Annotated in this window: 13 protein-coding genes; 8 read left to right on the forward strand and 5 right to left on the reverse strand. The window is 37.5% G+C overall.

Going from position 1 to position 14,262, the window contains the following annotated elements:
* Positions 1-37 precede the first annotated feature (37 nt).
* The gene (locus LCM02_RS11425; protein ID WP_224929802.1) at positions 38-2,911 is read left to right on the forward strand and encodes a CHAT domain-containing protein; all 2,874 of its coding nucleotides are present in this window, start codon (positions 38-40) and stop codon (positions 2,909-2,911) included.
* Here the strand turns inward: LCM02_RS11425 and LCM02_RS11430 are convergent.
* The gene (locus tag LCM02_RS11430) at positions 2,899-3,645 is read right to left on the reverse strand and encodes a tetratricopeptide repeat protein (RefSeq protein ID WP_224929806.1); all 747 of its coding nucleotides are present in this window, start codon (positions 3,643-3,645) and stop codon (positions 2,899-2,901) included. The two genes, LCM02_RS11425 and LCM02_RS11430, sit on opposite strands and share 13 nt — an antisense overlap.
* Positions 3,632-4,198 carry an RNA polymerase sigma factor gene (locus tag LCM02_RS11435; RefSeq protein ID WP_224929811.1) on the reverse strand — a complete coding sequence of 189 codons (567 nt, stop codon included), beginning with the start codon at positions 4,196-4,198 and terminating at the stop codon, positions 3,632-3,634. The genes LCM02_RS11430 and LCM02_RS11435 overlap by 14 nt, the downstream gene beginning before the upstream one ends.
* A gap of 237 nt (positions 4,199-4,435) precedes the next feature.
* Between LCM02_RS11435 and manA the strand changes: the two genes are divergently transcribed.
* A complete protein-coding gene (gene manA, locus LCM02_RS11440) occupies positions 4,436-5,644 on the forward strand; it encodes a mannose-6-phosphate isomerase, class I (protein ID WP_224929814.1) in 1,209 nt (402 codons plus the stop codon).
* Positions 5,645-5,646: 2 nt separating this feature from the next.
* Here the strand turns inward: manA and LCM02_RS11445 are convergent, their stop codons facing one another.
* Positions 5,647-7,026, reverse strand: a complete 1,380-nt coding sequence (locus LCM02_RS11445) for a glucoamylase family protein (protein ID WP_394369940.1) — start codon at positions 7,024-7,026, stop codon at positions 5,647-5,649.
* A gap of 243 nt (positions 7,027-7,269) precedes the next feature.
* Here LCM02_RS11445 and LCM02_RS11450 point away from each other — a divergent pair, with 243 nt between their 5' ends.
* The 6 genes from LCM02_RS11450 (at position 7,270) to LCM02_RS11475 (ending at position 11,554) form a co-directional block, all read left to right on the forward strand.
* Complete coding sequence (locus LCM02_RS11450; protein WP_224929817.1) at positions 7,270-8,856, forward strand: M1 family metallopeptidase; 1,587 nt, start codon at positions 7,270-7,272, stop codon at positions 8,854-8,856.
* A gap of 94 nt (positions 8,857-8,950) precedes the next feature.
* Complete coding sequence (locus tag LCM02_RS11455) at positions 8,951-9,334, forward strand: hypothetical protein (protein ID WP_224929820.1); 384 nt, start codon at positions 8,951-8,953, stop codon at positions 9,332-9,334.
* Positions 9,335-9,383: 49 nt separating this feature from the next.
* Positions 9,384-9,752, forward strand: coding sequence for a YrdB family protein (locus LCM02_RS11460; RefSeq protein ID WP_224929824.1), 369 nt, complete (start codon positions 9,384-9,386; stop codon positions 9,750-9,752).
* Between the two features lie 106 nt (positions 9,753-9,858).
* The gene (locus LCM02_RS11465) at positions 9,859-10,350 is read left to right on the forward strand and encodes an RNA polymerase sigma factor (protein WP_224929827.1); all 492 of its coding nucleotides are present in this window, start codon (positions 9,859-9,861) and stop codon (positions 10,348-10,350) included.
* Positions 10,334-10,993 (forward strand): hypothetical protein, encoded by a 660-nt coding sequence (locus LCM02_RS11470; protein WP_224929830.1) that lies wholly within the window; start codon positions 10,334-10,336, stop codon positions 10,991-10,993. Before LCM02_RS11465 ends, LCM02_RS11470 begins: the two co-directional genes overlap by 17 nt.
* A gap of 105 nt (positions 10,994-11,098) precedes the next feature.
* The gene (locus LCM02_RS11475) at positions 11,099-11,554 is read left to right on the forward strand and encodes a hypothetical protein (protein WP_224929833.1); all 456 of its coding nucleotides are present in this window, start codon (positions 11,099-11,101) and stop codon (positions 11,552-11,554) included.
* Between the two features lie 190 nt (positions 11,555-11,744).
* Here the strand turns inward: LCM02_RS11475 and LCM02_RS11480 are convergent, their stop codons facing one another.
* A complete protein-coding gene (locus LCM02_RS11480; protein WP_224929836.1) occupies positions 11,745-12,368 on the reverse strand; it encodes a DUF4377 domain-containing protein in 624 nt (207 codons plus the stop codon).
* Positions 12,369-12,508: 140 nt separating this feature from the next.
* Positions 12,509-14,251 (reverse strand): amidohydrolase, encoded by a 1,743-nt coding sequence (locus LCM02_RS11485; protein ID WP_224929840.1) that lies wholly within the window; start codon positions 14,249-14,251, stop codon positions 12,509-12,511.
* Positions 14,252-14,262 lie beyond the last annotated feature (11 nt).

The following is a 14,262-nucleotide window of genomic DNA, read 5'->3' on the forward strand; positions in this document are numbered from 1 at the left end:
TTTATATTTACGTTTTTATTTTATCCCTGTCAATTAAATGGTTTTAAGACGCTTAAGTTTTGTTGTATTTCTTGTGTTTCAGTTTGGCTGGGGGCAGAGCATTGATAATGCTTATGTTTTAGAAAAAAACAGAAAGGCTTTAAACCTAAACAGAGAAGGGAAGTTTGTGGAGGCGAATGCTATTCTGGAATCTTTATTATCAAAACTGAAGGAGGAAAACTCAAGTGAAAACTATTTTGCAGTTACCTATCAGACTAAAGCCAAGATCGTTCAGAATCTTGGAAACTACGAAGAATCGAATTCATTGGCCCGGAAATCCCTTCAGATTAGTTTGAGGCTTTTGGATAGCGTAAAAATTGCGGATAACCTGAATACCATTGGAATCAATCATTATTTTCGGTCGGATTATGACAGTACTACTTTTTACTATGAGAAGTCGCTGGAAATAAAAAGAAAATTAAAAACGAATCCTTACGCACTTGCTGTTTCCACATACAATCTGGCGTTAGTTTATGATGATCTGGGTCAAACGGAAAAGGCCCTTGAAATGTACCACCAATCTGAAACCCTACTTTTAGAGAGTAAGGAGAAAAGCAACTTTCTATCTGATGTTTATGTAGGGATGGCACTTATCCATTTTTACTCAGGTGATCTGTCCAAAGCAGAAATCTATGTGGAGAAGGCTATGGAAAAAGGATTGTCCTCTTATGGCGAGTTCAACCCGAATATGACTTTTGTTTACACCACTTATGCAAATATTTTGGAAGCGAAGAAGGAGTATAAGGCAGCCATTGATTTACTGGAGAAAAATTTAAAGATCAGAAAGGAAAGTTACGGGGAATGGCATCGATGGACATGTGAAACGAATTACGATCTGGCAAATTCATACGTATTGATCAAAAATTATGATAAGGCAGAGGAACATTATCTTAAAGCGATTGAGATTGGAAAAAGGATCAACAGCAGACAGTATCTGGCAAATGCAAGAAACTTTCTCGGACAGCTTTATCTGGATCGAAGAATTCATCTTGATAAAGCAGAGAGTTTATTTCACTTGGCCCTGGAAGTAAACAAAGAAATTTATGGTGACATAAGTGATCTTGTAGCAGAGAATTATTTGCAAATAGCCAGGTTATACAAGATTAAAGGAGATAATGCCCAATTTATTCAATATGTGGATCGGTGTTTAAAAGCGGCAAATTATAAGGCTGACAGACCAAATGAGGTTATAGGACCCCTTCAGGCGATCGAAGCTTTGATGTTATTGACGGACTTTTATTTGGATCAATATCAAAAAAACGGAAACATCGGGACTTTGGAAAAGTCTTTTAGTCAAGTAGATCAGAAAGTAAAATTGATTAAGCTGGCACAAAGCAATTTTTCTTCTGACAGATCTCGAATTGACTTCGCTAATAAATACAGAGAGGTATTTGAGAAAGATTTAGGTATTTGCTGGCAATTATACCATGAAACAAGGGATAACAAATACCTTGAAAAAGCATTTGAGCTTTCGGAAACAAATAGGAACACAACCTTATTGAAGGGATTGCAGGGAATAAAATATATGGCTTTCAGTGATATTCCCGAAGAGAAAATAGAGTTGGAGCGATCTGTCAAAAAGGACCTCGAAAGGGTTAAAATGGACCTTTATTTTGAAAAATCCTCGAGCAAGCCGGATAAAGAATATTATCAATCTTTGCTGGATCTCAGAATTAGCCTGACTTACAGATTAGACAGTATTTATAAGGACTTTGTCAGTAATTACCCGAAATTTAATCACGGCGTAAATAGTAATTCCGTTGTTAAAATTAAAGAAGTTCAAAGCATTTTAGACGAAAACTCTCAGGTGTTGACTTATTTTTTAGGAGAGGAGAGTTTATTTTCATTTACAATTACAAGAGACACAGTAAGTCTGTTGAGAGCTGATATTGCACCTAAATTGACTCAGATAACCAATGACTTTAAGAACCACTTGTCAAAAAGGGAAGAAATAGAAGAACTGAGTTATGATCTGTATATGTATCTAATGGGTCAGCAATTGTATAAAGACAAAAAAGATCTGATAATCATTCCTGATAATGTGCTGAATTATATTCCGTATGAGGTGCTCAAAACTCCTAAGGGTTCATTTTTAATTGAAGATTATTCGGTTAGCTACAATGGTTCAGTAAGTTTATATATGGAACTTCAAAATGAGTTTTATAATTATGACACTCCTTATAACTGGGCAGGTTTTGCTCCAGAGTACCTGGATAGCGAAAGCTTGTCTCACACAAAGAGTGAAATTGAAGAAATTTCAGCCATTACGGGAGGAAGAAAATTTACAGACGGAACTGCTGTCAGGAGTAATTTTAATGCTCATAGCCTTGAATATTCGATTTTACACCTGGCGATGCACGCAGAAATTGATGATGACAACCCTATGCACAATAGCTTGTTATTTGATGACGGACCCTTGACAGCTTCTGAAATTTATACGATGAAATCAAATGCAAATCTCGCAGTTCTAAGTGCTTGCAATACAGGATTTGGCAAGATTGAAAAAGGTGAAGGTGTTATGAGTATGGCCAGAGCTTTTCACTTTTCCGGGGTGCCGTCTATTGTGATGAGTCTATGGAAGATTCCGGATAAGCAAACTAAATCTGTCATGGTTGATTTCTATAAAAATTTGAAAAGGGGTGAGAAAAAAAACCATGCACTGAGAAAGGCAAAAATCAATTATCTTAACAAGAACAAGCAAACTGCTTTGGCTCATCCTTACTACTGGTCTGGTTTTGTTATCAATGGAAATATTGAAGAAATATACCTTCAACAGCCAACCCATCCGATGATATGGATTTTATCAAGTTTATTTGGGATTGTAATCTTGCTCCTTGTTCTAAAAAAAATAAAGAGAAATCATTCGAGATAACTCTTTAATTTCTGAGCCTCTTTTTTCTTAAATACAGAATTTTGCTGGTCAATAACTCTATTGAGCTCATCTATTGCTTCCGTATTATTTCCCATTTTTATATGGGCAAGTGCCATGTACCAATGTGCGCGAGTCTCAAAATTAGAAAATTCATTTTCTAAGGCCCCTTTCTCAACCACCTGATTCATCAGGTTCGAGGCCTCATCAAATTTGTCAAGAGACATGTAGCAAAGAGCCTTATAATAAAGGATATAGGTTTGTTCAGGATTACTGATTGAATTAAAAAGATTTATCGCTTTATGGTGGTTCTCTTCCTCGTAGGCTACGAAAGCCCTATATTCTATACTGTGAATCTCTTCTCCTCGAACAATGGGAACAACGGTATTTTCATCTGCCTGAAAATACTCTGCATAAAGAGCTTCATTTGAAGGATAAAACGTAGATTTCACACCCCATAAACCCAAGGCGAAAACGACCATAATAGAAGCAGCAACCAGCCATTTCTTAGGAATTGAGAAAAAGTAGGATCGTTTATCAGCTACTTCCTCAAAATTGCTTAGGGTCGATTTCAATTCGTCATTCTGAATTGATGAAAGAACCTTTTTCAAGTCCTTCTGGAAAACAAATTCCTCTTTAAATTCCGGATCGTTTTGTAACAACTCATTGAATAATTTCTGATCCTTAGGGGAGAGCGAATTCTTAAAATAACGATCGATTAAATCAATATTTTCCATAGTGCTTATTTATCAAATCCTTTAATTGCTTTATGCAACGGGATTTTTGACTTTTTAAGACAGTTTTACTGCTGTAGTTAAGTATGTCCCTTATTTCATCGAGACTGTACCCTTGATAATAGAACAAATTTAATATACTTTTGCATCTATCACCCAATTCAGCATAGTATTTTTTCAATAACTGTTGCTCTTTAGTTAAAATTTGACCATAAAGGTTAACATCTAAATCAAAATTTTCTTCAACCATGTTAAAATCGCTGGTCAGTTCTGTTCGGGACTGAACCCTGAAATTTTGATAGATTCTATATTTACCAATGGCAAACAAGTAAGTTGAAATATTACTTTGCAGTTCATCGATTCTTCCGTTTATTGCGTTTTCTCTCAATATGATAATTGCATCCTGATAGATATCAATGGCATCCTCCTCACAAACATTGTATTTCCTGGCGAAATTGATGAATCCTTCTCTGTTTTCCAGGTAGATTTTTTCAAGGGTCACTTTGTCCCCTTGTTTTACGAGTTCAATAATATTTTTTGGTTCCTTATTCATCATTGGCAAAGATGGTGAAAAGATTTATAATCGAATAATTTCTATGTATCCTGATAGGATTTACATTTCTTTTGTAAAACTAGGTTCCTGGATCAAGAAAATTGAAGAATAAACCGTTCAGTAGGTAAGGCAAGTCCATTAATTCCCCGTTCGATAAACTGTTTATATTAAAGATTAAAATATATCTTGCTTTAAAAACCAATGACAAGTTTGTATCTTCGAAGCTTCAAAAAATAATCTATGAAAAGGGTATTTCCTTTACGGGGCCAAATTCAACATTACGCCTGGGGCGGATTCAGTTTTATTCCGGAATTTTTGGGTATGAACCCGGATGAGAAACCATTTGCAGAATACTGGATGGGGGCGCATAAAACGGCTCCCTCAATAGTGAGCACGGAAGAAGAGGAAATGAAACTCGATACTTTTATCCAGACAGATCCCGAAAAAGTTCTTGGTTCAAAGATCAGTTCGGAATTTGGCAGGCTACCCTACCTGTTTAAAATTCTCGATGTTAAAGAAATGCTTTCTATTCAGGTTCATCCCAGCAAATCAGAAGCAAGGAAGGGTTTTTTAAAAGAGAATGAAACAGGAATTCCTTTAACAGCCCCCAACAGGAATTACAAAGATGATAACCATAAACCAGAAATTATGGTCGCCCTGGGGGAGTTCTGGTTATTACATGGGTTTAAAAGCAAAGAAGCGCTTCTGTCACAATTAAAGAAGGTTCCCGAATTAGCTTTCTTGGCGCCCCTTTTTGTCAAAGAGGGCTATAAAGGCTTATATCAATTCGTGATGAAATTATCAGAAAAGGATGCTGATATCATCTTAAGGCCGTTAATTGATCGGATCATTCCCTTGTTCAGGGAGAATAAACTCCTGAAGTCTTCCCCTGATTTTTGGGCAGCCAAAAGTTGTGTAAAAAGGGGATCCGAAGCCCAATTGGACAAAGGGATTTTTTCTATTTATTTTTTTAACCTACTCAAGGTTCAGAAAGGAGAAGCCGTTTTTCAGGATGCAGGAATTCCCCATGCCTATCTTGAGGGTCAAACCTTGGAACTCATGGCAAATTCAGATAATGTTCTTCGAGGAGGTTTAACCGAAAAGCACGTTGATGTTGAAGAGTTACTGAAGCACGTTGAGTATGTGGAAACGAAACCAAAGATTATTAAGGGTGAGCTGTCAGATAATCAAAAAGAAACGATTTATAAATGCAAGGCAAAGGATTTTCAAATAAATCAAATTTCTCTGGATACCGATGAATCACTTGACCTTTCATCAACCACAGTCGAAATTTTTCTTGTCATGAATGGTGAGGTTGAGGTTTATGAAGGCGGATCAGTCTATATATATCATAGAGGGGAAAGTTTTTTGACTATTTCAGGAGCCAGATTTAGCTTAAGATCAAAAAAAGGGACCACTTTATTTAAAGCAACCACTCCTCAAAAATAGTTTTAGTTAGAGTAAGAGAACCCCAATTTATCAAGGCCATTTTGAACCTCCTCGTTCTGCATGAACAGATTCCATAACAAACCTGTCCTGTAATTTTCAATCATAACGATAATCGGCCCCTGGTCAATGGCAAGGTACGCATCAGCAACCCAGGAACTTCCCGGTTTAAAGGCATCGTAGAATCCTGCCGGGCCTAGAAGTTTTTCTCTGTGACTGTAAAAATATCGCAAGGCTCGTAAGGACTCAGCAGGGGTATAGGGCATTGATGACAGAGCCGCAGTCGGAGAGATGATCCCAAGATCATTCCCGGGGGCATGCGCTGCGTAACCGATGCTTCCATCAGGATTTCTTGAGTAACTCGCAGTTAATCCCCAGCAATCTTTTCCGTAATCCATATAGTTCTTCGGATTCTGAACACAATACTGATAATTTATTTTTGAATGATTTACATTGACATCCCAGTAGTTAACAAATTCATCCTGAAGACCGTTAGGATTTAGACCTAAATAGGAGTAATGGGCCCAAAAAAGAGGACCCCCATAGGTTTCTGCACCATTGTGTTTTACCAGTAAAGGCTGGCCATAGGCAATACGGTCACTTTTAATGCCTCCATCAATAGCCCATCCTGAGGTATAAGCCTTTTTGCTTATTGTATGGTCAGGAGATGCTGCCGCCATCACATAGGTGATCAATACCTCGTTATATCCTGACAATTTAAAATTCATGGCAAAATTATGATTTGGGCTCCAGTGCCAGTATAGTGCATCCTGCCCTTGAGTATACCAATCCCATTCAACACCTTTCCACAATTGATCAGCTAGCTCAGCCAAAAGCTTTTCTCTTTCATTCCCATCTTTGAAATATTCCTTTACACAGATTAGGCCCTGACACAAAAAGGCTGTTTCAACTAAATCTCCCCCATCATCCTGAGGGCTAAAAGGAACAACTTTTCCCGTTTCACCATTCATCCAATGTGGCCATGCCCCGTGAAAGCGATCGGCATTTTCTAAAAACCCAAAGATTTTTTCAAATCTTTCCACCGCTTCTTGCCTTGAAATAAAATTTCTTTCTATTCCCGTAAGAATGGCCATTAGCCCAAAACCTGTGCCTCCTGAGGTTACTACCTGATCAAGTGTTGAGCTACCGGGATGAAACCGCTCTCTTGCTGCCCCGGAATTTGGTTCGGCATAATCCCAGAAATAGTTAAAAGTTGATTCCTGAGTCAGCTCGAGCAATTCATCATCAGATAAATCAGGTATCGGAATGCCCGGATTGGGATCCGGAATTGGAATATCCATTGGCTCGTCTCCACCGCAGGAAAATACAATCCAGAAAAAGAGGGAACATAGGAATAGATATCTTTTGGCAATTATTTTTGGCATATGTTTAATCATCTGCGTTCATGGCGCAATATAAACAAATCCTGTAAAGAGCGAATGACTAATATCATTTGAATACTCTCTTTGAAAAGAGTTTCACAATTTTTTATTTAGATTATGATACTGAAATCAAGTCAGGAGTCGAACCGAATCTAATTATTTTGTAATTTCCCGAAATTTTATGGAGTATATGACATTATAAAAACAGGGCTCTTATTCCATAGGCTATCTCTTAAAACGATTAAAATGATATTCAGATCCTTTATAGCAATATTTTTATTGCTCTTTACAATTAATTCTGTTCTGGCTCAGGACGCTTATCAAAAAAACAAGTCGGCAGATGTGTTACATTATTGTTTTCAACTTTCACTAAATGACGCATCGAATGTAATTGAAGGAAAAGCTGAGATTAAAGTTAATTTTACCAAAGATGTGGAAGAGTTCAACTTGGATCTTGTAGGGAAAAGTGGAGAATACGGGATGGAGTTGATACAAGTTTTGGAAGATCAGAAGGAAGTAAAGTACGAATATTCACAGAATAAGCTTTCAATATATCCTAATATGGAAGGAAGTGGCACAAGGATCTATGAAGTAAAATACAAAGGTATTCCTGAGCGGGGACTTGTTATTGATAGAACCAAATACGGTCAACGTTCTTTTTTTGGAGATAACTGGCCCAATCTTGCCAGGTATTGGTTGCCTTCGGTTGATCACCCCTACGACAAGGCTTCCGTAGAGTTCCAAATTTTTACCCCTGATCATTACAGCGTCGTGGCCACTGGAATTAAAATTGAGGAAAGTAGCCTGGGGAACGGTGAGAAACTGACGCGTTACATAGAAAAGGCTCCTGTAGCTACCAAAGTGATGACAATTGGTGTTACAAAATTTGCTTATAAATACCTTGGAAATGTTGGCGGTATTGCCGTGAGCGCCTGGGTGTATCCGGAAAACAGAAAAGAAGGATTTGACGACTTTGAGGAAGCCACAAGGATTCTAAATTATTTTATCGAAAACATAGGGCCTTATTCCTATGCCAAACTTGCCAATGTTCAGGCCAAGACGCAATGGGGAGGCCTGGAAAACGCAGGAACTATTTCCTATGCAGAGAACTCGATTACCGGGAACAAGGGGCTGCAACGTTTAATGGCGCACGAGATAGCTCATCAGTGGTTTGGAGATTCTGCCTCAGAACGTAGTTGGAACCACGTATGGCTCAGTGAAGGTTTTGCTACCTATTTTGCCATATTATATCAGGAATCAGTTAGTGGTAATTCAAAGAGAAAAGAAGAGTTGATTCAGGACAGGAAGGAAGTCATTGAATACTACAAAAAGAATCCCTCTCCCATCGTTGACCTGTCAATCTCAGATCCCAAAAAAGTATTGAACAGAAATACATATCAAAAAGGTGGATGGGTGTTGAATATGTTGCGTTACCGGCTTGGAGAAGAAGTTTTTTGGAAAGGAATCCGGTCCTATTATCAAAAATTTAAAGATGGTAACGCCATGAGTTCGGATTTTCAGGAAGCAATGGAAGAGGTTTCAGGAGAAGATCTTGAGTTTTTCTTTGATCAGTGGCTTTATCAAAAAGGTTATCCTGAAATCAAATGGTCCTGGAATTACAAAAAAGGAAAACTGATCATTAATTTGGAACAGCTTCAAAAACATCATGTTTTTCGGTTTCCCATTGAGTTTGGTATCAGATCAGGGGACGAAATCAAAAAGGTAAAATTTGAAATCAACAAATCTTCTGAAACTTTTGAAGCCGTTTATGAGAACAAACCTGATGAAGTAATAATAGATCCGGAAGTCTGGCTGTTGTTTGATGAGAGATAAAAAAGGGCTTTTCAGAAAATTGATCTGTAATTTATTTGTTATATACTTGAAAATAAGCCTCTTTGATATTATATTTAGGCATAAATAATCGATCATGAAATTTAAATATTTGATTTTAGGGTTGTTTTTAGTGGCCCAGTTATCCATTGGACAGGAACTAAAAGAATATAGCGGGCCCAGTTTACAGGACTATGAATCTTTTTCGGTTGATTCTTTTTACAAGAAGATTGAACTTGATTATGGCACCCTGGATGAATACGGTAATCATATCAGTATTATTTACGCTAAATCAGAAGCCGAAATTGAATCGGGTCAATATGAAATAGAAATTTCTGATGGCCCTGGAGAATTATATGAGGTGATAGGAGCGGATATGTTTGTTCAGTTTCGGGGTTATTACGGAGATGTAGGATATCGTGACAAATGTGTTTTAGCCGTTCAGGAGGATGGTGTATCAGTGGTTTATAAATTAGAGTAAAGGAGTCAAACACTTTGTTTCATCAACGTTTGCTTTTGAAGTATTTTTTATGGGATCTCACCCTGTCAATCTTTTTTTTAGGTTTATACTCGAACTGGTTTTTTTGGTTGTTTTCTCTCTATGGGGATATAGGCAGATTGAGGGATGGCCCTCAGTGGTCCTCGCTGTATTCATGCCTGGAGTAGTGATGCTGGTTTGGGGTATTTTCAATGTTCCAGATGATCCAAGCCGTTCGGGCAAGGCTCCAGTTCCGGTTCCCGGGATTCTTAGATTATTTATTGAATTCAGTATTTTTGGGTTTGCCTTATGGTTCCTCTATGATCTGGGATATCAAAGACTTTGTATCATTTACGGAGTACTCGTAATCGTTCATTATATTTTCTCTATTGATCGAATATCATGGTTACTATCTCGATAGAAACCCCTTAAAAGAAAAATTAAATTCACTGCAGTTATTTATTTATTTTTAAAAAAAGTTGACACAGGGTGTAATAATTCCCTTTTCCGGCCACTAATTCCATTAAGTGAGTGAAGATTTTTACAAAGTATCCATTTTACCCTACGCCGGTATCATCATAAAATTATGCAGAGCCTATACGAACTCTCAGGAAGATTTTGATGATTACTACCAGGAGGTATGCCTGCAGATCTGGCGGAGCAGAGATAATTTCAGGGCTGAATCTGAATGGTCTACCTGGGTGTACAGAATTACCCTGAATGTGTGTATGACCTTGTTGAAAAAGAAAAAAAGGAATGTCCAGCATTTTGCGTCTGACTATGTCCCTGAGGAAGTTGGCGAGGAAAGCGGCGTCTTTGATGATGAAAATCTGAATATACTTTATGACGGTATCAAACAGCTGTCCGAAGTTGACAGGGGTGTCATATTATTATACCTCGATGAAAAGTCCTACCAGGAAATAGCAGATATTTTAGGTACGAACAAGAATAATATAGGAGTTAGAATTAAAAGAATTAAAGAACGATTAAAAAAGATCCTGGATGGAAAAATCAATTGAAAGTATTTGGAAAGAAGGATTTCTGAAAAAAGATGCCTTAGTGGCTCCAAAAATAATGGACCTCTACAATAGAAAGTCAATTCATATCATTGACAAGTTCAAAAGAATGTTTAAAATAAATTTGATTGCCATCGTGGTGTTTTCATCCGTTTTTTTGATCGTCTCATTTTTTATAGGCATCCCACTTATGGGAATCATATTTTTTGTAACGCTTAGCATTCTTGTGGCAGTCAATAAGCGATTGCTTAATGAGTTGGAGAAAATTGATAAGGGCGCCAGCAGTTATCAATACTTAAAAGCTTTCAATGAATGGATCAAAGAACAGATAAACATCAATGAGCGCGGGTCTCGATTTTTGTATCCAATTATTTTTATGTCTTTTATCATTGGATTTTGGTTTAAAGATGTTCGAGGAGAGTTATTGGGAGAAAGGCTGGTTGATAAACTATTGAATAGCTATCCTGAGATGTATCTTGTTCAGGGAGTTCCTCTGATTGGAATCATCGCAGTTCTTGTTATTGTAATTATCCTGACATTGCTGGGAGGAATAATTTACAGATGGGATTTAAATATTGTTTATGGCAGAGTATTCAAAAAGTTAGATGAATTAATGGCTGATATGGAAGAGCTGAAAAATAATTAATTTATAATAGTCTGACAACGAGCGTTATATGAATTATATGAAAAAAATCGCCGTTTACCTGTAATAAATATTGTTATGGGCCACTAACCAAGAAAAACAATGAACATGATGACAATAGATAAGGCAATTAGCTTACTTACAAGTTTAAAAAACGAATCGACAAAGGAATCCGAAATAAGAGTGTACAAAGAGTTTATTCATATTTTGAAACGATTAGACGAAAGAGGTCTTTCTAAAGAAGAAATAGAGTCTGTAGAAGAGAAACTGCAGGACCTGAATTTGGAATCCGAACCTAAAAACAGAAAAAGGTATTTTAAGAAACAACTCCATAGTTTCAAGGAATTTTTGAATGAATCATTTTCTCTGACCACTAAAAATCACTATGAGAACCTGTATTTAATTATCGGAATGGTTTTCGGAGTAACCTTTGGAATCCTTATTGGAGAGGCTTCTGATAAATCAATGGGAATATCCCTCGGTATTTGTATGGGTATGTTGATTGGAATACTTATCGGTAGGTTCAAAGACGCCGAGGCCGAGAAAGAAGGTAAGGTCATATAACCACTAAAAGGCAAATTAGCCTGCAATGTCAACATCTTTTTCTAGTGCATATTGCATCCGTTTGATGCAGAACAATTTTATGTGTAATATTTTCTAAATCAAAGTTTTGAAGTCAATGATAACAACAGTATTTGTAATCGTAGTTCATATTATTAAGATACTCTCTTCTTATCTTTAGAGGTTCTTAATTTCAGTCCACTTTTTTAAAGGTTATGAGTTTTACATTATTTTGATTGTAAAATTCTAAAGACAGTCCTTCTCGTTTAAAATAACTCACTTTGGCCAGAGCCCCGTTGTAACTGTTTGGGATACTCATATCCCGACAAGCCTTTTTGGTTCCCATGATGGGACCAAACCTTATTTTGTTTTCAGATAAGGACTCTATTTTTGCTTTGTATTGATTACAACCATCCGATCCCATTATGCTCATGCTTCGAATATCAATTTCCAGATTTGGGCGAGGCCCTGATCCAGCGACTCCTGTCTCTAAACCCGATATATCGGTGACGACCCAAATATCATGAAGCGATAAAAAAGGATCTCTTTCTTTTGATAAAACTTCAAGAAGCCGGTATTCCAAATACGATTTATCAGCAGGTAACGTGTTTTTATCCAAGGTGTCAATGGCAACTTGAAGCTTGTAGATATAGCCTGGTTCAAAATCAAACCCTGAAATTTCCTGATACAGGTTGGTCCAGTCCTCATTCTCGCTACTTTTAATTTGAAAGCATTGCATGGGGCCAACCCCAACACAATCAACTTTTGCACTATTTACCCAAAGCGTTTGTGCGCCCTGATCCGATTCGCAGGACATAAATGAAATAAGGATTATAATTATACATGCATTCGTGCCGACACAAAAATTTTTGAGCAAACTACGATTTGGAGTCCGACAAAGCCATTTAATTAAACGCATCATTTGTTTAATTTTAATTTATCATTTGCTTAGAGCAATTAATCGTCAACTGAATATACAGTTCTTCCCGCTTTTATAGTTTCTAAAACAACAATGTCCTTAATGTCTTCTTCTTCAACCTTTAATGGATTCTTATCAAGGATAACCAAATCTGCAAGTTTTCCTTCTTCAAGAGTTCCTTTATGGTCTTCTTCAAAATGTTGATAGGCAGACCATTCTGTTATGCCCTTTAAAGCTTCGTAAGCTGTTAATTTTTCACCGGCACCAATAACCTGTCCAGATCTGGATTTACGTTCTACAGAAATACCAACCATACGCATTAAGTTAGGTAAGGCAACAGGAGCATCGGTATGAATTGTTAATCTTAATCCTTTGTTTAAAGCCGATCTTGTCGGGCTGATTTTATTTCCTAATTCTTCCCCTATGATCTGTTTATGCCAGTCACCCCAGTAAAAGGTGTGTAACGGAAATAATGAGGCGATTACATCGAGATCCTTAAAGGCATCTAATTGGTCTTCCCTGACATACTGTCCATGAATTAAAACATTTCGCCGATCCTTCTTATCATAATCCTTTGAAACTTTAGACATGGTTCGTATCATTTGATCCATGGCAGCATCTCCATTGGCATGTGTCAGGATTTGCCAGTCATTTTCAAATGATTTTTTATAAATTGCTTCTACATCACTATCGTTAGGAATGGCCGGATAGCCTAAATAACCCTCTTCTGCACCATCAGGAAGTAATAAATAGGGTTGCGTTCTCCAGGCTGTTCTTCCTTGAGGTGAGCCATCTAATGTAAGTTTCATACCACCGATGCGATAACCCTTCGTATATTCTTTGCTATTCCATTTGGTTGCCATCAGGGAGTCAACAAACATATAGTCCACATAACTTACCACGTCCAGCTTTAACTTATCCTCCTTAGCTTTACCAGACAAAAGAGCATGACTTTCCAACATGGCTCTTCCTTCTTGAGCTGTAGTGTAACCGTAAGAAAGTGCCATATTTTGTCCTGACTCAAAAAATAATTCTGCTGCTTCTAAGGTTTTTGGTGTTAAAGCCCTTGCAAAATATGGGATAGCAGCAAGTTCTTCCAGAACTCCATTGGGTTCATTTCCGTTTTCTCTTCGAATAAGCCCTCCTTCAGGATTTTTTGTCTCTGCGGTAATATTTAATTGCTCCAAACCTTTAGAGTTTACAGCGGCGAAATGGCCTGAGATATGAATGATCATGATCGGAAATTCAGTAGTCACCTTATCCAGGTCATGTTTCGTTGGGAAGCGCTTTTCCTCAAGAACGCTGTCGTCAAATCCAGCTCCAAAGATCCAACCCGTTAATGCACGGTTTTCAGGGGTGTTCCAATCTTTCAAAATATCAATCAGTGCGGCAATGTTATTAGCACCGGCATCTGGCGGAGGTAATATTTGAGCACCAATAGCTTGTGCTGAAAAGGCGCCAAAATGAGCGTGACCATCAATAAAACCTGGAAGCATTGTTTTTCCCTGTAGGTCGACTAGTTCCGCTTTTCCCTCAAATTGTACTAACGCATCAGCCTTAGTACCGGTAAATATAATTTGACCCTCTCGCTGCACTACTGCCTCGACATAAGAGGGCTCTTCTCCGGCCATCGTAATGATATCTCCTCCGTGGTACAGGGTTTGTTGGAGTTTGTAGGGCTCAGCTACAGGATCTGATTTACCCTCTTTGGATGCTTCATTTTTGCAACCAAAAATTGTAAAAAGAATAGAGACTGTAACTAAAAAATTTAAGATTTTCATATTGATAATTT

Source organism: Lutimonas saemankumensis (assembly GCF_020171465.1).
Classification (GTDB): domain Bacteria; phylum Bacteroidota; class Bacteroidia; order Flavobacteriales; family Flavobacteriaceae; genus Lutimonas; species Lutimonas saemankumensis.